21 protein-coding genes and 1 other annotated feature are annotated in these 25,958 nt (G+C 42.3%); of the genes, 18 read left to right on the top strand and 3 right to left on the bottom strand.

Going from position 1 to position 25,958, the window contains the following annotated elements; genetic code table 11:
* Positions 1–183 precede the first annotated feature (183 nt).
* From safA to yajC, 9 genes are all read left to right on the top strand, one after another.
* Positions 184–2,073, top strand: coding sequence for a SafA/ExsA family spore coat assembly protein (safA, locus tag BMX30_RS23765; RefSeq protein WP_211482049.1), 1,890 nt, complete (start codon positions 184–186; stop codon positions 2,071–2,073).
* Positions 2,045–3,040 carry a phosphotransferase gene (locus tag BMX30_RS03415; protein ID WP_090741220.1) on the top strand — a complete coding sequence of 332 codons (996 nt, stop codon included), beginning with the start codon at positions 2,045–2,047 and terminating at the stop codon, positions 3,038–3,040. Before safA ends, BMX30_RS03415 begins: the two co-directional genes overlap by 29 nt.
* Positions 3,041–3,479: 439 nt before the next feature.
* The gene (locus BMX30_RS03410) at positions 3,480–4,022 is read left to right on the top strand and encodes an intercompartmental signaling factor BofC (RefSeq protein ID WP_090741218.1); all 543 of its coding nucleotides are present in this window, start codon (positions 3,480–3,482) and stop codon (positions 4,020–4,022) included.
* 309 nt (positions 4,023–4,331) lie between these two features.
* Positions 4,332–4,934 carry a Holliday junction branch migration protein RuvA gene (ruvA, locus tag BMX30_RS03400; protein WP_090741216.1) on the top strand — a complete coding sequence of 201 codons (603 nt, stop codon included), beginning with the start codon at positions 4,332–4,334 and terminating at the stop codon, positions 4,932–4,934.
* A gap of 55 nt (positions 4,935–4,989) precedes the next feature.
* On the top strand, positions 4,990–5,991 hold the full coding sequence (gene ruvB, locus BMX30_RS03395) for a Holliday junction branch migration DNA helicase RuvB (RefSeq protein ID WP_090741214.1): 1,002 nt from the start codon (positions 4,990–4,992) through the stop codon (positions 5,989–5,991).
* Positions 5,988–6,194: a DUF2905 domain-containing protein gene (locus BMX30_RS03390; protein WP_090741213.1), complete on the top strand. Its 207-nt coding sequence runs from the start codon at positions 5,988–5,990 to the stop codon at positions 6,192–6,194. The genes ruvB and BMX30_RS03390 overlap by 4 nt, the downstream gene beginning before the upstream one ends.
* An 82-nt stretch (positions 6,195–6,276) precedes the next feature.
* The gene (gene queA / locus BMX30_RS03385; RefSeq protein WP_090741211.1) at positions 6,277–7,305 is read left to right on the top strand and encodes a tRNA preQ1(34) S-adenosylmethionine ribosyltransferase-isomerase QueA; all 1,029 of its coding nucleotides are present in this window, start codon (positions 6,277–6,279) and stop codon (positions 7,303–7,305) included.
* A gap of 214 nt (positions 7,306–7,519) precedes the next feature.
* The gene (gene tgt, locus BMX30_RS03380; RefSeq protein WP_090741209.1) at positions 7,520–8,659 is read left to right on the top strand and encodes a tRNA guanosine(34) transglycosylase Tgt; all 1,140 of its coding nucleotides are present in this window, start codon (positions 7,520–7,522) and stop codon (positions 8,657–8,659) included.
* Between the two features lie 39 nt (positions 8,660–8,698).
* Positions 8,699–8,962 carry a preprotein translocase subunit YajC gene (yajC, locus tag BMX30_RS03375; RefSeq protein ID WP_090741207.1) on the top strand — a complete coding sequence of 88 codons (264 nt, stop codon included), beginning with the start codon at positions 8,699–8,701 and terminating at the stop codon, positions 8,960–8,962.
* Between the two features lie 64 nt (positions 8,963–9,026).
* On the opposite strand, the gene BMX30_RS03370 is transcribed toward yajC, so the two are convergent.
* A complete protein-coding gene (locus BMX30_RS03370) occupies positions 9,027–9,413 on the bottom strand; it encodes a TIGR04086 family membrane protein (RefSeq protein WP_090741205.1) in 387 nt (128 codons plus the stop codon).
* Positions 9,414–9,609: 196 nt separating this feature from the next.
* On the opposite strand from BMX30_RS03370, the gene BMX30_RS03365 reads away from it, so the two are divergent.
* Positions 9,610–10,257, top strand: coding sequence for a DUF421 domain-containing protein (locus BMX30_RS03365; protein WP_090741204.1), 648 nt, complete (start codon positions 9,610–9,612; stop codon positions 10,255–10,257).
* 347 nt (positions 10,258–10,604) lie between these two features.
* Here the strand turns inward: BMX30_RS03365 and spoVB are convergent, their stop codons facing one another.
* Positions 10,605–12,179, bottom strand: coding sequence for a stage V sporulation protein B (gene spoVB / locus BMX30_RS03360; RefSeq protein ID WP_090741202.1), 1,575 nt, complete (start codon positions 12,177–12,179; stop codon positions 10,605–10,607).
* A 122-nt stretch (positions 12,180–12,301) separates the two neighbouring features.
* Between spoVB and BMX30_RS03355 the strand changes: the two genes are divergently transcribed.
* The 6 genes from BMX30_RS03355 (at position 12,302) to dtd (ending at position 21,550) form a co-directional block, all read left to right on the top strand.
* Positions 12,302–12,598, top strand: coding sequence for a post-transcriptional regulator (locus BMX30_RS03355; protein ID WP_090741200.1), 297 nt, complete (start codon positions 12,302–12,304; stop codon positions 12,596–12,598).
* 337 nt (positions 12,599–12,935) lie between these two features.
* Positions 12,936–15,197, top strand: a complete 2,262-nt coding sequence (secDF, locus tag BMX30_RS03350; RefSeq protein ID WP_090741198.1) for a protein translocase subunit SecDF — start codon at positions 12,936–12,938, stop codon at positions 15,195–15,197.
* Positions 15,198–15,731: 534 nt separating this feature from the next.
* Positions 15,732–18,089, top strand: a complete 2,358-nt coding sequence (recJ, locus tag BMX30_RS03340) for a single-stranded-DNA-specific exonuclease RecJ (RefSeq protein WP_090741194.1) — start codon at positions 15,732–15,734, stop codon at positions 18,087–18,089.
* Positions 18,089–18,601 carry an adenine phosphoribosyltransferase gene (locus BMX30_RS03335; RefSeq protein ID WP_090741192.1) on the top strand — a complete coding sequence of 171 codons (513 nt, stop codon included), beginning with the start codon at positions 18,089–18,091 and terminating at the stop codon, positions 18,599–18,601. The genes recJ and BMX30_RS03335 overlap by 1 nt, the downstream gene beginning before the upstream one ends.
* 247 nt (positions 18,602–18,848) lie before the next feature.
* The gene (locus BMX30_RS03330) at positions 18,849–21,044 is read left to right on the top strand and encodes a RelA/SpoT family protein (RefSeq protein WP_090741189.1); all 2,196 of its coding nucleotides are present in this window, start codon (positions 18,849–18,851) and stop codon (positions 21,042–21,044) included.
* A 65-nt stretch (positions 21,045–21,109) separates the two neighbouring features.
* The gene (gene dtd / locus BMX30_RS03325) at positions 21,110–21,550 is read left to right on the top strand and encodes a D-aminoacyl-tRNA deacylase (RefSeq protein ID WP_090741838.1); all 441 of its coding nucleotides are present in this window, start codon (positions 21,110–21,112) and stop codon (positions 21,548–21,550) included.
* Positions 21,551–21,977: 427 nt separating this feature from the next.
* Here the strand turns inward: dtd and BMX30_RS03320 are convergent, their stop codons facing one another.
* Positions 21,978–23,699, bottom strand: coding sequence for an N-acetylmuramoyl-L-alanine amidase family protein (locus BMX30_RS03320; protein ID WP_090741187.1), 1,722 nt, complete (start codon positions 23,697–23,699; stop codon positions 21,978–21,980).
* A gap of 423 nt (positions 23,700–24,122) precedes the next feature.
* Here BMX30_RS03320 and BMX30_RS23380 point away from each other — a divergent pair, with 423 nt between their 5' ends.
* Together BMX30_RS23380 and hisS are read left to right on the top strand one after the other, a co-directional pair.
* Entirely contained in the window at positions 24,123–24,299 is a 177-nt protein-coding gene (locus BMX30_RS23380) for a hypothetical protein (RefSeq protein WP_170843780.1), read from the top strand.
* A gap of 49 nt (positions 24,300–24,348) precedes the next feature.
* Positions 24,349–24,587 (top strand) — a binding site (T-box leader).
* Positions 24,588–24,667: 80 nt separating this feature from the next.
* The gene (hisS, locus tag BMX30_RS03315; RefSeq protein ID WP_090741185.1) at positions 24,668–25,945 is read left to right on the top strand and encodes a histidine--tRNA ligase; all 1,278 of its coding nucleotides are present in this window, start codon (positions 24,668–24,670) and stop codon (positions 25,943–25,945) included.
* The last annotated feature ends 13 nt before the right edge of the window (positions 25,946–25,958 follow it).

The raw sequence follows: 25,958 nt of genomic DNA, 5'->3' as shown, positions 1-25,958 counted from the left end.
AGTGATTGGGACACCTTTTTTCTGTGGAATTATATTTTGGGCTCATCCATTTTTAGTGGAAAAGCTTTAATTCTGGGTCGAGTACATATACATGGTGGAAGAAGCATAAGTTTTTTTCAAGATTAATGGCAAAACGCCTACACAAACATACACTATATGGACTTATGCCATAGGAGGGAAATCATGAAGATCCATATCGTACAGAAAGGGGATACTCTTTGGAAGATCGCCAAGAAGTACGGCGTGAACTTTGAAGAGCTGAAACAGATGAATTCGCAGCTCAGCAACCCTGATATGATTATGCCCGGAATGAAAATAAAAGTTCCAACAACAGGAGGGACGGTCAAAAAAGAAGCGCCCATCTCCGGAGGAAAAGAGGCAAAAATCAATTGGGGAAGTAAAAAAGAGATGCCGAAAACTGAACACCCATTTGTAAAGGAAAAGCAAAAGGCTTTGCCGGTAAAAGAAGAGCAGAAGCCTTTACCTGTAGAGGAATCACCAGAATCACCGATGGCTGAAGCACCAAAACCAGCACCAAAGCCAATTGCTGAGAAACCGCCGGCACCGAAGCCAGCGCCGAAACCGGCACCGAAGCCAATTGCCGAGAAACCACCGGCACCAAAGCCGATGCCAAAACCAATTGCTGAGGTGCCAAAACTTAAACCGCAGCAGCCAAAAACAGCACCGATAAAAGAGACACCCAAACAGCCATTTGCACCTAAGATGCCACAAGCAATGGTTCCAGAACATGATATGAACCAGTATTATACTCAAAATATGGCGAACATGGCGCCGCAAATGCCGCATTCTAATTCGCCGCAATTACCGCCAAAGCCGACAAATATATTTCCGGGTATTAAACAAGATACAATGCCGCATTACGGCCCAATGAACACAGAAGGATTTGGGGATGAGTCTTCCTCAATGATTCCGATTAATCAAGGAGGTTTCCAAGAATCTATGATTCCATATCCAAATAATTTTCCAATGTCACCAATGATGCCAGGAGCAGGGTTCCCAGCACAACATCAGATGCCACACCCTCAGGTTCAAGGAGCACAGATGCCAGGATATCCAATGCCAGGGGTTGAAAGTCCAGAATCTTCCCCTTATGGTCACGGGCCTAATATGCCATTAATGCCTAATATGCCACATCAGGCGGTTCAAGGAGCAGCAGAAAATATGCCAGCTCCAATGCCGTACCAAACAGCACCAGCGATGCAATACCCTTGCCCACCGCCAACGCCAATTTCACCAGTCTTACCTGGTTCTGGCTTATGTGAACCATATGGGTATCACCATCAAGGTATGGCACCTGTTCAAGGAGCGCAATATCCACATATGCCGCAAGTGGCAGGAGCAATGGACGCGCAATATCCGCATATGCCGCAAGTAGCAGGGGCAATGGATGCGCAATATCCACATATGCCGCAAGTAGCAGGAGCAATGGATGCGCAAAATCCACATATGCCGCAAGTAGCAGGAGCAATGGATGCGCAATATCCACATATGCCGCAAGTGGCAGGGGCAATGGATGCGCAATATCCGCATATGCCGCAAGTGGCAGGAGTAGAAGATTACGATTCTCCAGACATGAAAATGCCAATGATGCCGCAAGCACAAGCACCAATGATGAATGATTGCGGTTGTGGCGGTCCAGGATACGGTTATGCACCGCAACCAGGCTATGGACCACAACAAGGGTTCGGCCCAGGAGCAGGCTATGGACCACAACAAGGGTTTGGCCCAGGAGCAGGCTATGCGCCACAGCATGGCTTTGCACCGCAACCAGGCTTTGCGCCGCAACCAGGCTTTGCACCGCAACCAGGCTTTGCACCGCAACCAGGTTTCGCACCACAACCAGGCTTTGCGCCGCAACCAGGCTTTGCGCCGCAACCAGGTTTTGCACCGGAACAAGGCTTTGCACCGCAACCAGGTTTCGGTCCGCAACCAGGCTTTGACCCAGGATATGGTCCATATGGTCCAATGGCAGGTTTTGATCCAGCGCAGCAAGTACCAGGCGAACCGTATGGAATGCCTCGAGATGACGAAGACGAAAGCTATGAATATTAATTTTTACCCGGGAAGGGACGATTTTATTGATCGTCTCTTCTCCTTTTTAACTCTTAAACTGCCATTTGAGATTCATCAACTTACTCGGATTAGAGACCATGTCTACCTAGTCGAGGCAAGCCAGGTTACTTTTATCCTAAAAGGGTATTTAGACTTATCAAAGCTTGCGTTACAGCAAGACTTTACTGCGGCGTTGAAAAAGGCAGGGTTTGAGGAGACCTATTGTTTTTTCAACTTCATTGAGTCTCCCTTGTATTTTGAAAATCGCTATTGGGGATGCATTGAGTATCTTGTTCCAAATAGACGGCCTTTTACATTTAAATCACAAGCGGAACGGGAAGAAGGACTTCAGTTGGTTTCTGAATATCATTCCATTACTAAGGGTCTAGTTTCCTCGTATGGTTCATTACTATCTAAACAAGATCTGCTAAGAAAGTGGAAGCAACGGCTAAAATTATTCAAAAAAAATTTATCGATCGTTCACTATTATGTACCTAAGGAGATAACAAAGGAAATCATCATGTGGGCAGAGCTTGCTTTAGCTGGGATGGAAAATAACCAAGCCAACTTCACGACACAGGATCAAGTGATACTCCATGGGGATGTTGCTCATCATAATTTTCTAAGGTTAGCAACAGGGGAGCTATACTTAATCGATTTTGATCTCGTTTCTGTTGGGCCAAAGAGGTATGACTTGTTACAGTATGCCAATCGAATTCTGCCATTTATGCATTGGTCTCTAAAATCTTTGTTTAAAATGAATGGATTGACTGAGTACGTAAATGATCAGTCGTTTTTATATGGGCTAATGTACCCATCTGATATCTTTCGAGAATGGAATCGAATTATCAAGTTGAATAGTTATTATGATCCTACTAAGGTTTCAACATTAATGGAATTGACTGTAAACCAATTCCCTCAGCGGAAAAAATTTATTGAAAACACAATGACTTTGATTGACTTATAAAAAGCAGCCAGTGTGGTTGCTTTTTGTTTTGGGGTAAAAAGGTAGCTGTCACACAAAAATATCTGATGGAATCTAAAATGGTCACGATAGAAGGTTAACATGCCCAAAATGCCATGAATTCGATTAAAACGGTAACGATAGAGGGTTTATCGTGCCCGAAATGCGATGAATTCGATTAAAACGGTAACGATAGAGGGTTTAACGTGCCCGAAATGCGATGAACTCATTTAAAACGGTAACGATAGAAAGTTTAACGTGCCCAAAAAGCAATGAAATCCACTAAAACGGTCACGAGTAAAAATTCAAATTTCCCGGACGTCTCCCAACCAAATCCACATCTCCTTTTTCAACACTAGTAAACGAACTGCCGTCCTAAATTAATAAATATGAATATATTGGTCATACTAGTAATGAATTTAAAAGAGTGAGGTGACCGGCAATGGGATATAAGTCTGTTGTCATGACGCTTAGCGTATGTTTTGCTTTTTTTGGCCTTGGTTTCTCACTGAACAGTGGGACAGTGTTAGCAGCTCAGCCTAATCAAACTTTTGAAGATGAGGCGGTCCCATTGGATTTAACGGTCATTCTGGAGAGGGCCTATCTTGATGGCGAAGTTAGTGAAGAAAAGGTGAGAGAAACCGTTTGGTCGCTTGAGGATTTCTGGCTCCGTTATGACCAATGGCAGTGCATTAGTATTGACGGCGATACGGTTGTGTTTAAGCAATATGTTGACGATATTTCTCCACTTTTAAAAGCGAACGGCTATTTTGGTTTATCCGAGGATGGCGTGTTGACGATATTTAATGGTCGACCGGACCGCTCGCAAATCATCCAATCTTTCTTTCAATTAGATGTCGGACGACTTGAAAGTAGAAAACACCAGGAATTGCTTAAAGGAATTCCTATTAAGACAAAAGATCAGTATGAACAGGTGATAGAAGCCTTCAAACCATATACAAGAGTAGAAAAACAGAAGAATTAACAGGGCCGGCCCATACCGGCCCTATTTTCAATTGCTCATATTGGGATAGAAGGTTTGTAAGCTTGCTAAGGTTATGAACTATGTTGATTGGAGTGGAAGGCACGAAGACTCCTGCGGGAGTGCAAGGCCAAGGGAGACCCCGCAGGAGCGAAGCGACGAGGAGGCTCCCGGACTGCCCGCGGAAAGCGAAGTGCCTGGAACGGAAATCAACATACAAGGTTAAAACAGTTAGCCGAATATAATTTTCTTCGTTCCTAGTAAGATAGTGTGATAAAATGGGGTACAGCAAATTAGAGGAGCGAAAGAGTATTGTTTGAGTATATAAAAGGTACAGTGGACTTTATTGGCCCTGAATACATAGTTGTTGATAATGGTGGGATTGGTTACCAAATTCATACCCCGAACCCATTTGCATTTTCAAAGCAATTAAGATCTGAAGTACAAGTCTTTACGTTTCATTATGTACGTGAGGACCTTATGGCGTTATACGGATTTCAGTCACGTGAAGAGAAAGCACTGTTTATGAGATTGTTAAATGTAACTGGAATTGGACCAAAAGGTGCACTTGCGATATTGGCCACAGGTGAACCACAGCAAGTCGTCCAGGCAATTGAAAACGAGGATGAATCCTTCCTTGTTAAATTCCCTGGAGTCGGAAAGAAGACCGCTAGACAGATGATCTTGGACTTAAAAGGCAAGCTTCAGGATATAGTACCTGATTTCTTCCCGAATCTTTTCTCGGAAGAGACAGCGGTAGAGGATGTGTCGAACGAATTCGATGAAGCCATATTGGCGTTAAAGGCTCTTGGTTATTCTGAAAAAGAGATTAAGAAAATTACCCCTGAGCTTAGAAAAGAGAAGTTGACGACAGATCAATATATTAAAAAAGGTTTACAGAAATTATTAAGATAATTTGTATGCCGCTTCGAAGTTTTAAGGAAACTAGATTTTAAAGGGTGATGGATAAATGGATGAACGGATCATCTCCACGGAAGCAGGCGAGCAGGAAATTTCCTTTGAGCAAAGCTTGCGACCACAGACCTTAAATCAGTATATTGGCCAGGACAAGGTAAAGGAAAACCTTGAAGTTTTCATAAAAGCGGCTAAGTTTAGGCAGGAAACCTTGGACCATGTCCTATTATATGGACCCCCTGGGCTTGGGAAAACGACGCTCGCTGCGATTATTGCCAGCGAAATGGGTGTGAATCTACGGACAACATCTGGACCAGCGATTGAGCGTCCAGGTGATTTAGCTGCGATTTTAACCGCATTGGAACCTGGGGATGTTTTATTTATTGACGAAATCCACCGACTTCCAAGGTCAATAGAGGAAGTGCTTTACCCGGCAATGGAGGACTTTTGTCTTGATATTGTTATCGGGAAAGGACCTTCTGCCCGGTCGGTTCGCCTTGATTTGCCCCCGTTTACTCTTGTTGGCGCAACCACTAGAGCTGGATCTTTATCGGCTCCATTAAGGGACCGCTTCGGAGTTTTAAGTCGACTAGAATACTATAAGGAAAAAGATTTGCGGGAAATTGTCTTACGGACGGCTGAAATTCTTGATACAGAAATCGATATGAGTGCTGCTGTTGAGATAGCCCGTAGGTCAAGGGGAACGCCGAGGATTGCCAATCGATTGCTTCGGCGTGTTAGAGATTTTGCCCAGGTACGAAGTGATGGCTCGGTTGATTTAGAACTAGCCAATGAGGCGCTCGAGTTAATGCAAGTGGACCGTTTAGGACTAGATCATATTGACCATAAATTACTTAAAGGGATTATTGAAAAATTTCGTGGTGGACCAGTCGGCTTAGAAACCATTGCCGCGACCATCGGGGAAGAATCCCATACTATTGAGGATGTCTATGAGCCATATTTATTGCAAATAGGCTTTTTGCAACGGACACCGCGTGGAAGAGTGGTTACCCATGCCGTCTACGAGCATTTTCATATGGAGGTGCCATTTGAATGACAGGGTTGGGTAAGCTATTAATGATTGTAGGCGCGGTGGTGTTCCTCGCAGGTCTTTTCGTGCACTTTTTTAACCTTGGAAAGTTGCCAGGTGATATTGTCATTAAAAAAGGAAGCACGACATTTTATTTTCCCATTGTGACCTCGATTATCGTCAGTATCCTCCTGTCATTGGTGTTTTATTTCATTGGGCGCTTTCGTTAATACATAGCCCCTTTGTTAGCGGAAATTAACATCCACGTTTTATACAGCCAATACATAAAAAGAATATAGGTGACTTTAAAAAATGAAGGTAGATTTATTTGATTTTCACTTGCCGGAAGAATTAATTGCTCAAGTACCGCTGATTGAAAGAGCCGAAAGTAGGCTGATGGTACTTGATAAACAGACTGGCGAATTACAGCATACGATTTTTAAAAACATAAAAGAATATTTACAACCTGGAGATTGTCTTGTACTCAATGATACTCGTGTTCTCCCTGCTAGACTCTTTGGTGTAAAAGAGGATACAGGGGCTAAGATTGAGGTGCTCCTGCTTAAGCAGGTTGAAGGCGATAAGTGGGAGACGCTTGTGAAGCCAGCGAAGCGAGTGAAGGAAGGAACCAAGATTGTCTTCGGAGACGGGGCTTTAACGGCGGTATGTACAGGGGAATCCGACCATGGCGGCCGAATCCTTGAATTTTTGTATGAAGGTATTTTTTATGAAGTTCTTGAAGGACTTGGAGAGATGCCATTGCCTCCATATATAAAAGAACAATTGGATGATCAGGAGCGTTACCAAACGGTATATGCGAAGGAGCGTGGCTCAGCAGCCGCCCCAACAGCTGGATTGCATTTTACTGAATCACTGCTTGAAGAAATCAAGGCAATGGGAGTACATATTACTTTCATTACGCTTCATGTTGGCCTTGGAACATTTAGGCCTGTTAGTGCTGAAACCATTGAGGATCATGAGATGCACGCGGAGTTTTACATCATGTCAGAAGGGACTGCCCGACTTCTTAATGAGGTTCGCGAACAAGGCGGCAGGATTATTTCAGTTGGGACAACATCGACTAGGACACTAGAAACGATTGCTTCAGAGAATAACGGTGAGTTCAAGGCGGCAACTGGCTGGACGGACATTTTTATTTTCCCTGGTTATGAATTTAAAGGGATTAACGGAATGATTACCAATTTTCATCTGCCGAAGTCCACATTAATAATGCTAGTAAGTACACTTGCCGGCCGGGAAAATGTGTTAAATGCCTATAACACGGCCGTCAAAGAAAAATACCGCTTCTTTAGCTTCGGCGATGCCATGCTAATTATTTAGGCTGAATTGGGAAGGTATAGTTGATTTTACCCGTTGATTTCCGCTCCAGGCACGAAGACTCCTGCGGGAGTGCAAGGCCAAGGGAGACCCCGCAGGAGCGAAGCGACGAGGAGGCTCCCGGACTGCCCGCGGAAAGCGAAGTGCATGGAGAGGAAATCAACCCACTGTTGAAAATATTTACAGCTACGATTTAATCACGGAAGGAGCAACACAATTGTCTGCAATTCGATACGAATTTATTAAAACATGCAAACAGACCGGTGCTAGACTTGGTCGTGTACATACGCCCCACGGTTCATTTGACACACCTGCGTTTATGCCGGTGGGGACACTTGCTACGGTAAAAACAATGTCTCCAGAGGATTTAAAGGAGATGGGGGCCGGAATCATCTTAAGCAATACGTATCATCTCTGGTTACGACCTGGCCATGAAATCATTAAAGAAGCAGGTGGACTTCATAAATTTATGAATTGGGACCGTCCTATCCTGACAGACTCTGGTGGATTCCAAGTGTTCAGTTTAAGTGAATTCCGCAAGATTGAAGAGGAAGGAGTTCATTTTCGCAATCATTTGAACGGAGATAAACTATTTCTTTCACCCGAAGGAGCAATGGAGATTCAAAACGCTCTAGGCTCTGACATCATGATGGCGTTTGATGAATGTCCGCCGTATCCTGCTACTTTTGATTATATGAAAGCGTCTGTTGAACGGACATCTAGATGGGCAGAACGTTGCTTAAAAGCGCACAAGCGTCCAGAGGATCAGGGCTTGTTCGGGATTGTTCAAGGTGGCGAATATGAGGAGCTACGGAAACAAAGTGCAAGAGATCTTGTATCGCTTGATTTCCCAGGTTATGCTGTTGGTGGCCTGTCTGTTGGTGAGCCTAAGGATGTCATGAATCGAGCGCTTGAATTTACCACACCATTACTCCCGACAAATAAGCCAAGATATCTAATGGGCGTAGGGTCACCAGATTCATTGATTGACGGAGCGATTCGTGGCATTGATATGTTCGACTGTGTACTCCCAACAAGGATTGCCCGAAATGGAACATTGATGACAAGTGAGGGGCGTCTTGTTGTCAAGAATGCAAAGTATGCCCGCGACTTTAATCCAATTGATAAAAATTGCGATTGCTATACATGCCAAAATTATTCACGTGCTTATATTCGTCATTTGATCAAATGTGAGGAAACATTCGGAATACGGCTTACGACTTATCATAATCTTCATTTTCTGTTAAAATTAATGGAGCAAGTCAGACAAGCAATCATGGAAGACCGTTTAGGCGATTTCAGAGAAGAATTTTTTGAGCGCTATGGCTTTAATAAGCCGAATGCTAAAAACTTTTAATAAGCAGCTGGCTTGATAAAGTGAAAGGAGGAGAAAAGAATGGAAGGACTTTTAGGAACAGTATTTCCACTGATACTAATGTTTGTGCTTTTCTACTTTTTGTTGATTCGTCCTCAACAAAAGAAGCAAAAAGCGGTTCAGAAAATGCAAACTGAGCTTAAGAAAGGCGACCGTGTTGTTACAATCGGTGGTCTTCATGGTTTTGTTGATGCACTTGATGAAGGAACAGTTGTTATCAAGTGTGGAGATGGTAGTCGTCTAACTTACGACCGCAATGCCATCCGCGAGGTAATCAGCGAATAATAAAGCAAAAAGCAGGTGCAAACTAATTGCACCTGCTTTTTTAAGTCTCAAAGACAGTCTTGTTTTATTCTCTTGAATTAGAGGAGGTCATATTAACCCCAAGTATAGCACCCATCGTAGCGGTTAAAATATAGCATATGTGATAGATAATTTGTTCTGTTGAGAATAAACTGTCGTGTCCAAGATACTGAAACAGAAAAATAATTATGGAATAAATGATCCCAGTCGCCCCGCCAATTAGCCAACCTTTCTGCTTGCCTTTCCCTCCCGTGATAAACCCGCCGATAAATAATGAAATAAATGAGACGGTTGTCACGATATACTGCAAAGACGATTCCTGAACTGACGTAAAGGCTAATAACAGCGAAAAAATAAAACTACTAAGGATGGCTAATACAAATATAGCAATAACCCCTTGGAGCACTGCAATGCCTAAACTCCTTGATTCCATCAGTTTTCTCCCCCTCCTACACTGGCTAAAAGCTCAATGCTGTCTAGTTACGTTTAGTACAAGCATATTCCCTAGAAATAAAAATAGAATTAAAATTTACCGTAATCTTCAAAAACTCTTTTAATTGATTCCGTTATAATTTATCGTTCATAATCGAATGCTATATCTTAATGCCATTCCGAAGGGAGAGACGAGTATGGAGGAATACGCATCGATGATTTTTAGAACTTTAGTTCTTTATACGGTGATATTATCAATCTTCCGAGTAATGGGTAAAAGGGAAATAGGTGAGTTGAGTCTTTTAGACCTAGTCGTCTTTATGATGATCGCTGAAATGGCTGCAATTGCCATTGAAAATCCCGATCAATCGATTATCAAATCCTTACTCCCGATGTTATTACTTGTTGCTGTTCAGTTTCTCCTTGCATACATATCGATGAAGAGCAAGCGTTTTCGAGAACTAGTGGATGGGAAGCCAAGTATTATTATTAATAATGGTAAAATTGATGAACATGAAATGAGAAAACAACGTTATAACTTTAATGATTTGTTGCTTCAGCTTCGGAATGAAGGTGTAGGAGATATTTCGGATGTTAATTTTGCAATCTTAGAGACATCTGGAAAACTTTCGGTTTTTAAAAAGAGTGATAATAACACCTTAGGAATTACCTTGATTGTCGATGGAGCCATCCAGTATGAAAACCTAGAGTTGCTTGGGGAAACCACTTCCTGGTTGTATAGTCAACTAAAAGAACAGGGCTACAAGAACCCTGCTGAGATATCATTTTGCACTTATAATAGTAACAACCATAAGTTTTATATTGATGTGATAGATGAACAGTAGATTCAATCCTGTAAATGCTAATCGCGCCTAATATAATGCTCTTTTCGTATAGCTTTTAAAAGAACATCCTAAAATAAGAACCAGGGAAGGTCCCTGGTTCTTTATTTTTTGGCTGTTTATACAAGTCTGTTGATTTCCGCTCCAGGGCTTGCTTTCCGCGGGGCGGGCGGTGAGCCTCCTCGTCGCTGCGCTCCTGCGGGGTCTCACCTGTCCGCTGCTCCCGCAGGACACTGAAAGACTTCCTCGAATTTGCCCACGCACGAGAAAATGTGTAGTTCATTTTCGAGGAGTCAAGCCCTGGAGCTCCAATCAACCGTTAGCATAATTAATACTGTGCTCTATCACAGCTATTTCCCACCCCAATTCGGCGTAAGATTAGCAAGAGTTTTTCCAATCAGCGGAATTCTTACTAGTTCTTCCTTCCGCACTAGACCTGTTAATAGCACCGAAAAGCAATAGATAATCGAAATGATGACTGTTGAAATAATAACCTTTAATGATAGAGCCATTTCCGTACCAAGGCTGTCCCATATTTGAAAACCAATCCATATCGAACCCACGATGACAATGAATGTTTTTGCATATTCACGAATATGGAAAGTAAAGGAAATGGCTTTTAAAACGGTAGCGAAATGAAGGACTGTTGTTAGGACAAATCCCATTGTTATCCCCAGTGCAGCTCCAATGATGCCAAATGTCGGCTGACTAGCCAGTAGGAAGATAACAGCGATTTTGGCGACATTCCCGATTAGGCTATTAATCATACCTGCTCTGGCAAGGTCTAAAGCCTGCAAGGTAGCTTGAAGGGGCGCTTGAAAATAGTAAAATAGAAAGAAAGGTGCCATTAGGACAATAAATTGAGTCCCACTGTTTGATCCGTACATCACACGCATCAGTGGCTCGGCCAAGACGTAAAGAATTATAATCGCTAAACCTCCAGTCAGAAACGAAAATCTCATTGACTGCTGGATTCGATGTTCAATCATTTTAAAGTCCTTTTTAGAATGTGCTTCACTAATTGCAGGTACTAGTGATGTTGATAGAGAATTCATGACAAAAGATGGTAGCATTAGTAAGGGGAGTGCAAACCCAGTTAGTGCTCCGTATTGCTTTGTTGCTACTGAAGCCGCTACTCCTGCAATCGCAAGACTATGGGCAACGACAATCGGTTCGAAAAACCATGAAATTGAGCCGATCATTCTGCTACCTGTAGTTGGTATAGCGATGCCCATCAATTCCTTGAAAGTTGTATTTCCCGATTGAACGAATTGGAAAAAGTTCCGTCGCAGGCGAAATTTTTTCCTGATTTTAAAGGTGGTCATTAAATAAAGAAGTGAAACGAGCTCACCGATTACAGCAGATACCATTGCTGCGGCAGCCGCATACTCAATCCCGTAAGGTAAAAATGTTTTTGTGAGGACTGCAATTAAGGTAATCCGGACAACTTGTTCAATCACCTGCGAGATGGCTCCAGGTTTCATATTTTGTCTACCTTGGAAATATCCCCTTAATACGGCGGATACAGCCACAATCGGAATGATCGGAGTAATCGCGAGTAATGGAAGAAGTGTACGCTTATCAGTAAAGAGAATTTGTGATAATTTTGGTGCTAAAAAAAATAATGCTGGTGTGAAAACCAATGATAGTGAAATCGTTGTTGCCAACGATACAACGAGAATTTTTTTAATTTTTTTATAATCACCCTTAGCTTCGGCCTCGGCGACATGCTTTGATATGGCAACAGGAAGACCAAGTTGAGTGATGGTAACCACAAGGATAAAGGTCGGAAAGGCCATCATATAAAGCCCTACACCTTCTTCTCCAATAAAACGGGCGAGCACAATCCGGTTAATAAATCCAAGAACCCTTGTGACCAAGCCTGCTACTAAAAGAATCATTGTTCCTTTTAAAAACTTTGACATCCTGCTCCACCTTCTCAAAAATGCTAAATTCAGATACAATAATCTATATGCAAGTGAGTGGACAAAGCATGACAGGTATTAAGATATAAAAAATTCATAGTAGAGCCAGGGAGGCGGAGTGCATGGGCAACGTGCATCAGTATGAGCCATTTAAGAAAAATGTTCGTCCCGCATTAAAAAGCAAACTCGAAGAATTCGAGGTGTTTGGTTATGGAGCGGTTACCGAAAAAGAATTGTGGGAATACTTGGTCAATAAAAAATGGAAAAAGCCGAGAGAGGATGTCCATTTATACGAAATTGTGGCTGATATTCTATCCGTGCAGGCTGGGGAGTACATGAATTTTGCAACCGTTGAAGCGTTTAAGGTTGGTACCCTCACTCTTACTGATGAAGATGAGCGAAGGGAGTTATTAAAGTAAGCAAATGTTTGAACCTTTAGTAAATTGACAGTAGGAACCAGCGAGTTCATAATAGAACGTATATTTTTAAAATAGTTCTTTCATCAAGTTAGCTTGCTAGAAAGACTTATTTTTTTTTGCGAAAGGCTCTGTAAAATAAGAATGTTGATTTCCGCTCCAGGCGCTTGCTTTCCGCGGGGCGGGCGGTGAGCCTCCTCGTCGCTTTCGCTCCTGCGGGGTCTCACCTGTCCCGCTGCTCCCGCAGGAGTCAAGCGCCTTCCGCTCCAATCAACGGTAAGCAAAATCAACAATTTCCTTTAACAGAGCCTTGCTATAAATTAAGGAGGACTTATACATAATGGTAAAACGCAGCCGGTTGATCGCCTTCTTCCTTGTTGTTTTGTTAATTGGAAGTGCGATGGGATTAACGACCCAGAACATTTTGGGTAACATTAAGCTTGGCCTTGATTTGCAAGGTGGCTTTGAAGTGCTTTATGAAGTGAAAACAAAAGATGGTCAGCCTGCTGACAGAGAAACTTTGGTCAGTACGGCCGAAGCGCTAGATAGGCGTGTGAACGTGCTCGGAGTCAGCGAGCCAAACATTCAAATTGAAGGGGATAACCGCATAAGGGTTCAGTTAGCAGGTGTTACTGACCAGGCTAAGGCCCGAGAAATCCTCTCTACAGAAGCGAATCTTAGTTTCCGTGATGCCAATGACCAACTCATGTTGGATGGCGGGGATCTTGCTGAAAATGGGGCAACCCAAAGCTTTGATGAAAACAACGCACCAAGCGTTTCCCTTACGTTAAAAAGCGGAGAAGAATTTGGGAAAGTAACTAGCGAAATTTTAGGTATGGCTCCTGAAAATCAGCTAGTCATTTGGCTGGACTATGAAGAGGGTGTGGACTCCTACCGCGAGGAACGCATGAAGCCAGCGCCTAAGTTTCTATCTGCTCCAAACGTAACTCAGGTTTTAGCAACAGACACGGTACAAATTACGGGTAATTTTACGGTTGAGGAAGCGAAGGATCTTGCTAACCTTTTAAATGCAGGTGCGCTACCGGTTGAGCTAGAGGAACAATATTCTACCTCGGTTGGAGCGAAGTTTGGGGAACAAGCATTAGATAAAACCATCCTAGCTGGAATTATTGGTATTCTAGCCGTATTTCTCTTTATGCTGTCGTTATACCGATTCCCTGGCCTCATCGCCGTTGTTACACTTTCCATTTATATTTACCTCGTTTTATTAGTGTTTGACTGGATGAATGGGGTTCTGACACTCCCTGGGATTGCCGCCTTGATTCTTGGAGTCGGGATGGCTGTCGATGCCAACATTATTACTTATGAGCGAATAAAAGAAGAACTTAAGGTTGGTCGTAAAGTAAAAGCGGCGTTTGAAGCCGGAAGTAAAAATTCGCTTTCAACCATTGTCGATGCGAACATAACCACACTTATTGCCGCACTTGTCTTATTTATTTATGGGACAAGCTCAGTTAAGGGCTTTGCGACGATGCTCATACTGAGTATCGTGATGAGCTTTGTTACTGCTGTGTTTGGATCAAGAGTTCTACTTGGTCTGTGGGTAGGCAGTGGCTTCCTGAATAACAGAGTCGGTTGGTTTGGTGTGAAAAAGAACGAGATCCATAATATCGCAGACAATGTCGATACGTTAGATTTGAAAACGAGGTTTGATCGTTTCGATTTCATTAAAATTCGCAAAACCTTCTTTACAGTTTCAGCTGTCTTATTAGCTACGGGTCTAATTGTTTTAGCCATTTTCCGCTTGAATCTTGGAATTGACTTTTCAAGTGGGACAAGAGTTGAGGTCCTGTCCAATCAACCAGTGGTCGCACAGGAACTGAAAGCTGATTTAGCGAAAGCTGGTATCGAGACAGATGATATTGTTCTTTCAGGTGACAATAATGAAATTGGCGTAGCGCGCTTTAAGGATGTTCTTTCAAAGGATGAAATTGCAAGCCTAAAAGCAGATTTTAAAGAACTGTACGGCGCCGAGCCAAATGTTAGTACGGTTTCACCTACCATCGGAAAAGAGCTCGCTAAAAATGCCTTTATTGCTCTTGTTTTAGCTTCAATTGGGATTGTACTTTACGTAACGATTCGTTTTGAAATGAGAATGGCATTGCCAGCAATTATTGCGTTGTTACATGATGCATTTTTTATCATTGCATTATTTAGTTTACTGCGACTAGAAGTTGATTTAACCTTTATTGCGGCTGTTTTGACAATTATTGGTTATTCGATTAACGATACAATTGTTACCTTTGACCGTATTAGAGAAAATCTACAACGGAAGCGGAAATTGAAAACTCCGGAAGATATTGCGGAGGTCGTAAATAAGAGTTTGCGTCAAACAATGGGAAGGTCCATGAATACCGTATTGACGGTTGTGATCACCGTCGTTGCTTTATTGGCTTTCGGTAGCGAAACGATTTGGAACTTCTCACTCGCGTTGCTACTAGGTCTTATTGCCGGTACGTATTCATCGGTTTTCATTGCAGCTCAGCTATACTATGTTCTGAAAACAAAAGAACTGAAGAAAAAAGGTGTCATTAACACCTATAAAGAAAAGCGAAAAGTTTCGGATGAACCACAGGTATAATGAACCATTGAATGTGGAGGGGCAATTATGAATAACAAGTAAAAGTACTTGTTATTCACCTAGCCTTTCACGTCCAATTCACGAGAAAAAATGTCCTTCATCACTTGATGAAGGACAATGTAGACTGTAGGAAAACTCTAGCTAAATTGAGTTTTCCTACAGTTTTCTTTGTTTTAGAGGGTTCATTTGGTCTGTTGATTTCCGTTCCAGGCGCTTCGCTTTCCGCGGGGCGGGCGGTGAGCCTCCTCGTCGCTATTGCTCCTGCGGGGTCTCACCTGTCCCGCTAATCCCGCAGGACACTGAATAGCTTCCTCGAGTTTGCCCACGCACGAGAAAATGTGCAGTTTCATTTTCGAGGAGTCTACGCGCCTTCCACTCCAATCAACAGATTTCTCTAATTTGTATCTGAACAAATCTGAAGTTCCTTTTTTCTATAATTTACAAATTATTTTTCCTAGATACCCTGCATAAAATTCCCACCGATTGAAACAACTTCAATGCTTCTGTATAATGGAAAGGCTGAGGGGTGAACCTATGTTAAAATCCAAAACTAGGTGGGTTGTAAAAGAAACCGACCGATTAAAAGCAGAAGAGCTTGCCGTTGCAATGAAAATCGCTCCTTTGACAGCAGCGTTGCTCGTCAATCGCGGATTTGATACCGTGGAGACTGCCCGGTATTTTTTGTTTGAAGAAAACCTATCATTTCACGATCCTTTCCAATTGAAAGATATGGATAAACTTGTTAGTAGAGTGAATCAAGCTATAGAGAACCAAGAGCCAATCCAGATATTCGGTGATTATGATGCCGATGGAGTTAGTTCTACGACCGTTATGATGAAGGTTTTACAAGAGTTAGGAGCCAATGTCGATTATTATATTCCGAACCGCTTTACAGAGGGCTACGGCCCGAATGAGGCTGCTTTCAGAAAAGCGGCTGAGCGTGGAATCGGTTTAATAATTACGGTTGATACAGGTATTTCTGCGCTTCATGAAGCAGACGTTGCTAAAGAGCTTGGAATCGATTTAATCATCACTGATCACCATGAGCCCGGGCCCGTTCTCCCGGACGCGTTCGCAATCATCCATCCTAAACTTGAAGATAGTATTTATCCCTTTAGGGATCTTGCAGGTGTAGGGGTAGCCTTTAAAGTTGCTCACGCCTTATGTGGTTTCGTTCCAGAAGAATTACTAGAAATTGCTGCAATTGGTACAATTGCTGACCTCGTTTCGTTAACAGATGAAAACCGTCTGATTGCGAAAAAAGGGATTGAACAAATGAAGCGATCAGAGAACATGGGTCTACGTGCGTTGCTTTCACTCACGAAAACAGAGTTATCAACTGTTTCAGAAGAGACGATTGGCTTTATTATCGGTCCACGGATCAATGCGGTGGGACGGTTAGGGGGTGCAGACCCTGCCGTAAGGCTACTGATGACAGAAGACAGAGAAGAAGCTGTCATGTTGGCGGAAGAGATTGATGCTGTAAACAAAGAGCGTCAAGCCCTTGTGGCGACGATCACGGAAGAGGCCATCTACGAGGTCGAAAACCATTATCCTGTCAAGGACAACCATGTTCTCGTTATTGGTAAGGAAGGCTGGAATGCAGGTGTGATTGGGATTGTTGCATCCCGACTCGTTGAAAAGTTTTATCGCCCAACGATTGTCCTTAGCTTTGATAAAGAAAAAGGGCTAGCTAAAGGATCAGCGAGAAGTATTCAGGGCTTCGACTTATTTAAAAACCTGTCTACGTGCCGTGAAATTTTACCTCATTTCGGGGGGCATCCGATGGCAGCTGGGATGACCTTAAAACTTGAGGATGTTGAGCAACTAAGACAAAGTCTGAACACACTTGCTGCTGATCAGTTGAGTGAAACAGATTTAGTTCCGATAACAAATGTAGATTTAGAAATTAGTCTCGGAGAAATTTCACTAGATTCGATTTTGGAAATGGCTAAGCTTGCTCCGTATGGTGTTGATAATCCGAAACCAAAGGTGTTAATAAAAGAAGCTCAAATTTCTACCATGCGTAGAATTGGTGCCAATAACAAGCATTTGAAAGTAACACTTGCGAGTGAGGAAACTTCGCTTGATGGCATTGGTTTCAGTCTTGGAGAGCTACATGAGGAAATTTCGCCGATTTCTTCTTTATCCGTTATTGGCGAACTCTCCATCAATGAATGGAATAATAGACGAAAGCCACAGATTTTTCTCCAGGACCTTGCTGTAGAGTCTTGGCAGTTGTTTGATATCAGAGGATTAAGACGGCATGAGAAGCTTTCTGATATGATTCCAGCTGAAGAAACCTCATGGATTTTATTTGATGACCGTACAGAGGATTTGTTTCGACCTTATTGTCAAGACCGCCTTATTAAAGTGAGCGATGAGGAAGTAGCAGTAAAGGCTAATATTCATAATAAAAATATAGTCCTACTAGATTTGCCTCCTTCGTTAGATGTGCTTGAAAAATTACTAGCGGGTAAACAACCTGCACGCGTATATGCCCATTTTTATAAAAAGGATAGTGATTTCTTTAGCACAATGCCTACGAGAGAGCATTTCAAATGGTTTTATGCTTTCTTAGCGAAGAAAGGTGCATTTGACTTAAATCGTCACGGTGAAGATCTTGCGAAATATCGAGGTTGGACAAAAGAGACAGTCGATTTTATGTCACAGGTGTTTTTTGAGCTAGAGTTTGTTAAAATAAACAATGGATTTATTTCCTTAGAAACGAATGTTCCGAAGAGGGACTTATCTGAATCTAAAACATACCAGAAAAAACAGGATACATTTACTCTTGAAAATGATTTGCTCTATTCTTCGTTTGAGCAGTTGAAGAATTGGTTCGATAAAATCATTCAAGAGTCGGTGCAATTTGAGGAGGCAATTTCATAATGGATTTAAAGCAATTCGTAGCCATCGTACCCGATTGGCCAAAGCCGGGTATTAAATTTAAGGACATCACACCATTGATGGCTAATGGCGATGCATATAAATATGCAACCGATCAGATTGTCGCTTATGCGCGTGATAAAGAAATCGACCTTATCGTTGGACCTGAAGCCCGCGGATTTATCATTGGATGCCCAGTGGCTTATTCACTTGGGTTGGGTTTTGCTCCTGTTCGTAAAAAAGGGAAGTTGCCGCGCGAAACGGTTGATGTAGATTATGGCCTTGAATACGGCACAGATGTTTTAACAATCCATAGGGATGCAATCAAGCCTGGTCAAAGAGTGTTGATTACTGATGACCTACTTGCAACAGGTGGTACAATTGAAGCAACCATTAAATTAGTTGAGGAACTAGGTGGTGTTGTTGCTGGGATTGCGTTCCTAATTGAACTAACCTATCTAGACGGCCGCAGCAAGATAGGCAACTACGATATCCTTACACTATTGGAATACTAAAAGAGATAGGCACTTCTACCCGGGGTGCCTTTTCCATATAGTATCTAAAGGTTTTTCGACATTTTTTTCGATTTCTCACGCTAAATTAGATTCTTTTCTTTACATATTGGAATTTTTCTTTGATAATAATAACAATCCATTTGATACTTTAGAATTAGGAAGATGGTTAGGAAACCATTTTATTTTATACAATGGCCGCTGGAGACATTGCAAAATCCTCCAGATTTTTTATGATAAAGGTGATTTCATGGCGAATGATGAAGTGTTAACCGCCGAGCAAGTTATCCAAATGACAAGTGAATACTTAAATGATGAGCATGTTGAGATGGTAAGAAAAGCTTACGATTTCGCAAAAGCCGCTCACCATGACCAGTTTCGGAAATCAGGTGAACCTTACATCATTCATCCAATTCAGGTATCTGGGATACTTGCCGATCTTGAAATGGACCCTGCGACCGTGGCCGCTGGTTTTCTTCATGATGTCGTTGAGGATACAGAAGTAACGCTTGAGGATATTGAAAAGGCATTTAACTCCGAAGTGGCTATGCTTGTCGATGGAGTAACAAAGCTCGGTAAAATTAAATACAAGTCTCAAGAAGAGCAGCAGGCGGAAAATCACAGAAAAATGTTTGTTGCCATGGCTCAGGACATTCGGGTCATTTTAATTAAGCTTGCCGACCGTCTTCACAATATGAGGACATTGAAGCATCTCCCACAAGAAAAACAGCGTAGAATTTCAAATGAAACACTTGAAATCTTTGCACCTCTAGCCCATAGACTTGGTATCTCTAAAATTAAATGGGAGCTTGAAGATACAGCCCTAAGGTACCTAAATCCACAACAATATTACCGAATTGTAAACTTGATGAAAAAGAAGCGGGCCGAACGGGAGAATTATTTAGACGAAGTTATGGTTGAAGTCCGTGACCAATTAAAGGATGTCAATATTAAGGCAGAGCTGAATGGCAGGCCAAAGCATATTTATAGTATTTATCGGAAAATGGTTTTGCAAAACAAACAATTCACCGAAATTTATGATTTATTAGCCGTGAGAATTATCGTGAACAGTATCAAGGACTGTTATGCTGTTCTCGGAATCATTCATACCTGCTGGAAGCCAATGCCTGGCCGATTTAAGGACTATATTGCAATGCCAAAGCCGAATATGTACCAATCTTTGCATACGACAGTCATTGGTCCTAAAGGTGATCCTCTCGAGGTTCAAATTCGGACAACCGACATGCACCGTATTGCTGAGTTCGGGGTTGCGGCACACTGGGCCTATAAGGAAGGCAAGCCTGTTGCAGAAGGACTTACACTAGATAAAAAATTGACATGGTTCCGTGAAATCCTCGAATTCCAGAATGAAACGAACGATGCCGAGGAATTTATGGAGTCCTTGAAAATTGACTTGTTTTCGGACATGGTTTTCGTGTTTACGCCAAAAGCTGATGTGATTGAGTTACCTTCAGGTTCTGTACCAATCGACTATGCTTATCGTATTCACTCCGAAATTGGCAATAAAACCATTGGTGCAAAAGTAAACGGCAAGATGGTAACGCTGGACTACAAGCTCAAGACTGGCGACATTATTGAGATCCTGACTTCAAAGCACTCGTACGGACCAAGTCAAGATTGGCTAAAGTTAGCTCAGACCTCTCAGGCTAAAAATAAAATCCGCCAATTCTTTAAGAAGCAGCGGAAAGATGAAAACGTCGATAAAGGTCGGGAGCTTGTTGAAAAAGAAATCAAACTAATGGATTTTGATTTAAAAGAAATCCTAACTCCCGAAAATATAAAGCAGGTTGCCGATAAGTTTAATTTCTCGAGTGAAGAAGATATGTACGCTGCTGTTGGCTATGGCGGGGTAACTGCCCTTCAGGTTGCGAATCGATTAACCGAGAAATGGCGGAAAAAGCGTGATAAAGAGCAGGAAAAGGATATCTCAAACGCGGTTGCAGAACTTAAATCGCTCCCTCAAGTCAAAAAACGCGAATCAGGCGTAAGGGTAACCGGAATTGACAATTTATTGATCCGCCTTTCGCGCTGTTGTAACCCAGTTCCAGGCGATGATATTGTTGGCTTTATCACAAAGGGGAGAGGGGTTTCGGTTCACCGCTCTGACTGTACGAATATTCATACCGATGATGCCCAAGCACGTCTCATTCCAGTGGAATGGGAAACAGCTCTCAATGACCGCAAAGAATACAATGTCGACATTGAGATTACAGGTTATGACCGTAGAGGACTTCTTAATGAAGTGCTTCAGGCTGTTAATGAAACAAAAACGAACATCTCGGCGGTCTCCGGGAAATCAGACCGGAACAAAGTGGCAACGATTCATATGTCGATTGCGATTACAAACGTCAGCCATCTCCAAAAAGTGGTTGACCGAATCAAGCAAATCCCTGACATTTATTCTGTCAGAAGGGTACTAAACTAAAAAAACGTCCTGACCTCCAGTGCACATTACTGGAGGTCAGACGCATGTTTAAGGAGTTTGTTAGTATGAGAGTTGTTGTACAACGCAGTAAAGAAGCAAAGGTTACGGTGGATGGGGAAATAACCGGTTCGATTACAAAAGGGTTTGTGGTACTTGTAGGGGTCACTCATGAGGACCAAGAAAAGGATGCAGCCTTTCTTGCGGAAAAGGTGGCCAATCTTCGTGTCTTTGAAGATGAGAACGGGAAGATGAATCTTTCACTACTAGATGTGGGCGGAGAGGTATTATCTGTTTCCCAATTTACACTCTATGGTGATTGTCGAAAAGGAAGGCGCCCAAACTTTATGGGAGCCGCTCGTCCAGAGCATGCAAACGAGATTTATGAATCTTTCAATTCCATTCTACGCGAAAAAGGTGTAAAAGTAGAAACCGGCGTATTTGGAGCAATGATGGATGTTCAACTGACAAATGACGGACCGGTAACATTAATTATTGATAGTATCTAAGAGGGGGAATCTCTACTACTTAGGGATTGTTACAAAACCCGCATTCGAAAATGTAGTTCAACTGCATATGTTAAAAAAATGGCTCAGTTCACGATACTGAGCCATTTTTATTTATTCTTTCGGTTTGCCTGTTGAACTCTCCTCAATTTCGGAGTAATAAAAGCGCCGGCCCTGAAAGACCCAGATAAGGGGAAAAATTCCCGTTAATTTGGAATTACCACTGAAAATGGCTCAAATAAAGGGAGAATTTCCCGCTATTGACTCAAAAAAACATGAAAATGGTCATTTTGCTTTGCTTAACGGGAAAATCTCCCCTTATATCCCCTGACCAACCTCTATTCTGTAGTTTAACGGGAAAAACTCCCCTTATATACCTTGAACCTACCTCTATTTTATAGTCTAAGGATCCCTCGTTATTATTTACTGCTTAATTCGTTTTAAAATACCTTGCTAAGCCTTCAAATAGTCCATCGGCTACGGTTTGTTGGTATTGATTTGTACTAACTAGCATTTCCTCGGTAGGGTTGCTTAAATAGCCAAGTTCTAGTAGGGCACTACTTTGTTTGTTTTCCCTTAGGACATAATAGTTTCCGTAGCGGACATCCCTGTTTTTAAGTTGCGTTCGATTAATGACACCTGAATGCAATTCACTTGCAAGGCCTTTCCCGTAGTAATAATACGTAGTCATTCCTCGGACACTTTTGTCGGAAATGCTATCGTAATGAATCGAGATGAATGCATCCGCATTCCGGTAATGGCTAGTTGATACCCGTGATGCTAATGAAACATACTTGTCGGAGGTTCTTGTCATATGTACATTTGCCCCGGCAGCTTTTAGTTTATCGTGAAGGAGCTTTGCCGTTTTAAGGTTAAGGTCTTTTTCATGTGTACCTCTAGCACCAATTGTTCCGCTGTCATTTCCACCATGTCCAGGGTCAATAACAATGGTTTTGTTCTTGGTGTGGACACCAGCATCTGGCTTTTCGATTTGTGTCCCGGATCCGTTCAGAGAAACAATCCAACCTGCTATATACCCAGTTTTACCACCACTAAGATGGATTTGATACCAATCACCATTTAGGTTAGTGACTTCATATGTTTCTCCTTTGGTTGCTCTCTGGATAACAGCACCGTCGACACCAGCATCATTCCGAATATTGGTTCCATCGCTTAGAATGGTAATGGTTTGATTTTTGACAGCTGAAGTGGATATTCCCCCATTGGTTTGGCTCTTATCAAAGAACCAACCTGCTGCCCACCCAGTTTTCCCATTTTCGTACTCGATTTTTAACCAATTATTTGTTTCGGCAAGGATGGTGAACGTTTGCCCCTTAACAACTTGTCCGACCACTTTTCCGTTTAGGCTACCCTGATCTCTAACATATAAGGAAGAAGCGGTCACAACAGTAGTAGCTGATGCTGTTGTAGTGTTTTGGGTTTGAACTGAGAAGTTCAAGTACTGACTGCTAACCCAAGAATTGGTTCCATTATAATTGATTTGCGACCAACCATTTGCTTGAGAGTTTACAATAACACGTGACCCCTTAGCTAGAGTTCCTACTTTATTACTAGAAACTGAGGGGCTTGTCCGAACATTTAAACCCGCTGTCACAACGGCTTCTTTCTTTCCACTTTGAGAGTTTGCTTGTTGGGTGGTACTCATACTCAAATATTCTTTGGAAACCCAGCCTTCGAATGAATTTAGAGAAATTTTAACCCAATTTCCACTAAGCTCTTTTATGGTAACTTTTTGTCCGTGAGTTAATGACCCGGCTAAAGAGTGGCTTGTCCCAGGGCCAGTTCGTACCCTAAGGCTATCTGCTGTTACCGTACCGGTTGTTCCGCCTGTAGCTAAAGAGTTGTCAGCGGAGTCCTTGGTCGTATACCAATTGGCTACCCAGCCTTGCCTACCAGCTGATAGCCCAATCTTTATCCAGTCTCCTTCTTCCTTAACAATCGGAAACCGTTCCCCTTTATTGACTTTGCTCATGATTGAATAACTCAGTCCAGGACCTTCTCTGACATTCAAGTTTGATGCGGTTATTGTTACAAATCCATTTTGAGCTTCTGCTGGTACGGCCTTCTGGATGCTGCCTGTAATAATGAGTAACAGGCAAACAAAGATGGTGGCCATCTTTTTATTCAGCAATGATTCTCATCCCCCTGTAAACTTTTCTTTGTATTTATTTTAACGGATTATATTGCCAAAATCACTAGATTTTGTCCAGTTTCTGTTTAATCAAAGCTTTTTAAAGGATAATGTTGATTTTAGCTATCCGGTTGATTTCCGCTTCAGGCACGAAGACTCCTCGAAAATGAAAAGCGCATTTTCTTGTGCGTGGGCTTAATCGGAGAAGCTATTCATTGTCCTGCGGGAGTGCGAGGCCAAGGGAGACCCCGCAGGAGCGTTAGCGACGAGGAGGCTCCCGGACTGCCCGCGGAAAGCGAAGTGACTGGAGCGGAAATCAACAGTCGCGTTTAACACACCCTTTTAAAAAAAGTCGGGCAGAGATATGAAATATTTTCAACTTCATGGGAACAATAGGTACATAACCATACGGAAGGTGATTATATGCGGTTTAGTGAAAAAGGGAATATGATGAATCTTGGAGAAAACCAAATTTTTAGCGTCGATTTGCATGATTTTATCCAAAAGGAGCAAAGTTCAAATATGATTGAGCTCGCTTCAGAATTCGGGCTTTCACTTCGTGATGTGAAAAATTTAAAAAAACGACTAGAACGTTCTTGACAAGCGGATTTTTCGTCCGTATTATAAACAAATATAATGTCATATCAAAAGCATGCCGTTGATGAGGAATAGTAATGAAGATCCACATGAAAAGAGAGGAAAAGTCTTGGCTGAAAACTTTTCTACATGATGACTTGATGAATGAACACCTCGTAGGCTCCTTTCTGAAAGTTGGTTTTGCAACCATTAGTAGGAGGGACGTTACAGGCGTTAACTGTAAAAGTGGAAGGCACTAAACTGCCTTCAATTAGGGTGGCACCACGGGAAGCAAAAGCTCTCGTCCCTTGTTTTTAGGACAAGGAGACGGGGGCTTTTTTTGTTTTACATAAATAAACAAAGAACTTAGATAATAAAGGAGGTTGTCCGGCATGTCAAAGCAGATTCAAATACCGCGCGGGACACAGGATATATTGCCAGGTGAAACGGAAAAATGGCAATACATTGAAAATAAAGCTAGAGAGATTTGTGAAAAATACCAATATAAAGAAATACGTACTCCGATTTTTGAACATACAGAATTATTTTCACGAGGTGTAGGCGATACGACCGACATCGTTCAAAAGGAAATGTATTCTTTTACGGACAGAGGTGGTCGTGAAGTTACCTTAAGACCAGAAGGGACGGCTTCAACGGTTCGATCCTTCGTCGGAAATAAAATGTTTGGTTTAGCAACCCAGCCGGTCAAGCTCTACTATATGGGACCAATGTTCCGCTATGAGCGCCCACAGGCAGGTCGATTCCGTCAATTTGTCCAGTTCGGAATTGAAGCACTTGGAAGCAATGATCCAGCTATCGATGCAGAAGTCATCTCGTTGGCTATGGCAATTTATCAAGAACTAGGCTTAAAGAAATTGAAGCTTGTGATTAATAGCCTTGGTGATAAAGAGAGTCGTAAAGCACACCGCGATGCGCTCATCGCGCATTTCCAACCACGTATTGGTGAATTTTGTAGTGATTGTCAAAACCGACTAGAGAAAAATCCGATGCGAATTCTCGATTGTAAAGCAGATCGTGATCATGAATTAATGAAATCGGCACCATCGATTATCGATTTTTTAAATGAAGAATCGAGCGAATATTTTACAAAGGTAAAGAAATATTTGACGGATATTGGTATTGAGTTTGAGGAGGATCCAAACCTCGTTCGTGGACTAGATTATTACAATCACACGGCGTTTGAAATTATGAGTGACGCAGAAGGATTTGGGGCAATTACCACTCTTTGTGGTGGAGGTCGCTACAACGGTCTTGTCGAAGAAATCGGTGGACCCGAAACACCTGGAATTGGCTTTGCGCTTAGTATTGAGCGCCTTTTAGCTGCTCTTGATGCAGAAGGGGTCGAGCTACCGGTAGTAAATAAGATTGATTGTTATTTAGTTTCCCTTGGAGAGAATGCCAAAGATTATACAGTAGGACTTCTTCACCAATTAAGAAGTGCTGGTTTTTCCGCAGAAAGAGATTATTTAGACCGTAAAATAAAAACACAATTTAAGGCAGCTGACCGCTATCAAGCAAAATACGTTGCCGTTTTAGGAGACGATGAGCTCGCTGATAATAAAATTGCACTGAAGTCCATGGATGACGGCGGACAAGTTGAATTGCCGCTAGACTCCTTCTTAGAAAAATTCAAAGAGCTAATTAAATAAAGGGGGAAGCTTC

Source organism: Mesobacillus persicus (assembly GCF_900109925.1).
Taxonomy (GTDB): Bacteria; Bacillota; Bacilli; order Bacillales; family Cytobacillaceae; genus Mesobacillus_B; species Mesobacillus_B persicus.
Note: the sequence above shows the minus strand (reverse complement) of the source record. Positions and strands in the feature narration are given on the sequence as shown.

What these genes read in the sequence shown, in the direction of transcription:
- BMX30_RS03335 (WP_090741192.1), top strand. Translation starts at nt 18,089, where the DNA reads ATGGATTTAAAGCAATTCGTAGCCATCGTACCCGATTGGCCAAAGCCG.
- yajC (WP_090741207.1), top strand. Translation starts at nt 8,699, where the DNA reads ATGGAAGGACTTTTAGGAACAGTATTTCCACTGATACTAATGTTTGTG.
- queA (WP_090741211.1), top strand. Translation starts at nt 6,277, where the DNA reads ATGAAGGTAGATTTATTTGATTTTCACTTGCCGGAAGAATTAATTGCT.
- spoVB (WP_090741202.1), bottom strand. Translation starts at nt 12,179, where the DNA reads ATGTCAAAGTTTTTAAAAGGAACAATGATTCTTTTAGTAGCAGGCTTG.
- dtd (WP_090741838.1), top strand. Translation starts at nt 21,110, where the DNA reads ATGAGAGTTGTTGTACAACGCAGTAAAGAAGCAAAGGTTACGGTGGAT.
- BMX30_RS03390 (WP_090741213.1), top strand. Translation starts at nt 5,988, where the DNA reads ATGACAGGGTTGGGTAAGCTATTAATGATTGTAGGCGCGGTGGTGTTC.
- hisS (WP_090741185.1), top strand. Translation starts at nt 24,668, where the DNA reads ATGTCAAAGCAGATTCAAATACCGCGCGGGACACAGGATATATTGCCA.
- secDF (WP_090741198.1), top strand. Translation starts at nt 12,936, where the DNA reads ATGGTAAAACGCAGCCGGTTGATCGCCTTCTTCCTTGTTGTTTTGTTA.
- recJ (WP_090741194.1), top strand. Translation starts at nt 15,732, where the DNA reads ATGTTAAAATCCAAAACTAGGTGGGTTGTAAAAGAAACCGACCGATTA.
- safA (WP_211482049.1), top strand. Translation starts at nt 184, where the DNA reads ATGAAGATCCATATCGTACAGAAAGGGGATACTCTTTGGAAGATCGCC.
- BMX30_RS03370 (WP_090741205.1), bottom strand. Translation starts at nt 9,413, where the DNA reads ATGGAATCAAGGAGTTTAGGCATTGCAGTGCTCCAAGGGGTTATTGCT.
- BMX30_RS03410 (WP_090741218.1), top strand. Translation starts at nt 3,480, where the DNA reads ATGGGATATAAGTCTGTTGTCATGACGCTTAGCGTATGTTTTGCTTTT.
- BMX30_RS03330 (WP_090741189.1), top strand. Translation starts at nt 18,849, where the DNA reads ATGGCGAATGATGAAGTGTTAACCGCCGAGCAAGTTATCCAAATGACA.
- BMX30_RS23380 (WP_170843780.1), top strand. Translation starts at nt 24,123, where the DNA reads ATGCGGTTTAGTGAAAAAGGGAATATGATGAATCTTGGAGAAAACCAA.
- ruvB (WP_090741214.1), top strand. Translation starts at nt 4,990, where the DNA reads ATGGATGAACGGATCATCTCCACGGAAGCAGGCGAGCAGGAAATTTCC.
- BMX30_RS03355 (WP_090741200.1), top strand. Translation starts at nt 12,302, where the DNA reads ATGGGCAACGTGCATCAGTATGAGCCATTTAAGAAAAATGTTCGTCCC.
- BMX30_RS03365 (WP_090741204.1), top strand. Translation starts at nt 9,610, where the DNA reads ATGGAGGAATACGCATCGATGATTTTTAGAACTTTAGTTCTTTATACG.
- BMX30_RS03415 (WP_090741220.1), top strand. Translation starts at nt 2,045, where the DNA reads ATGACGAAGACGAAAGCTATGAATATTAATTTTTACCCGGGAAGGGAC.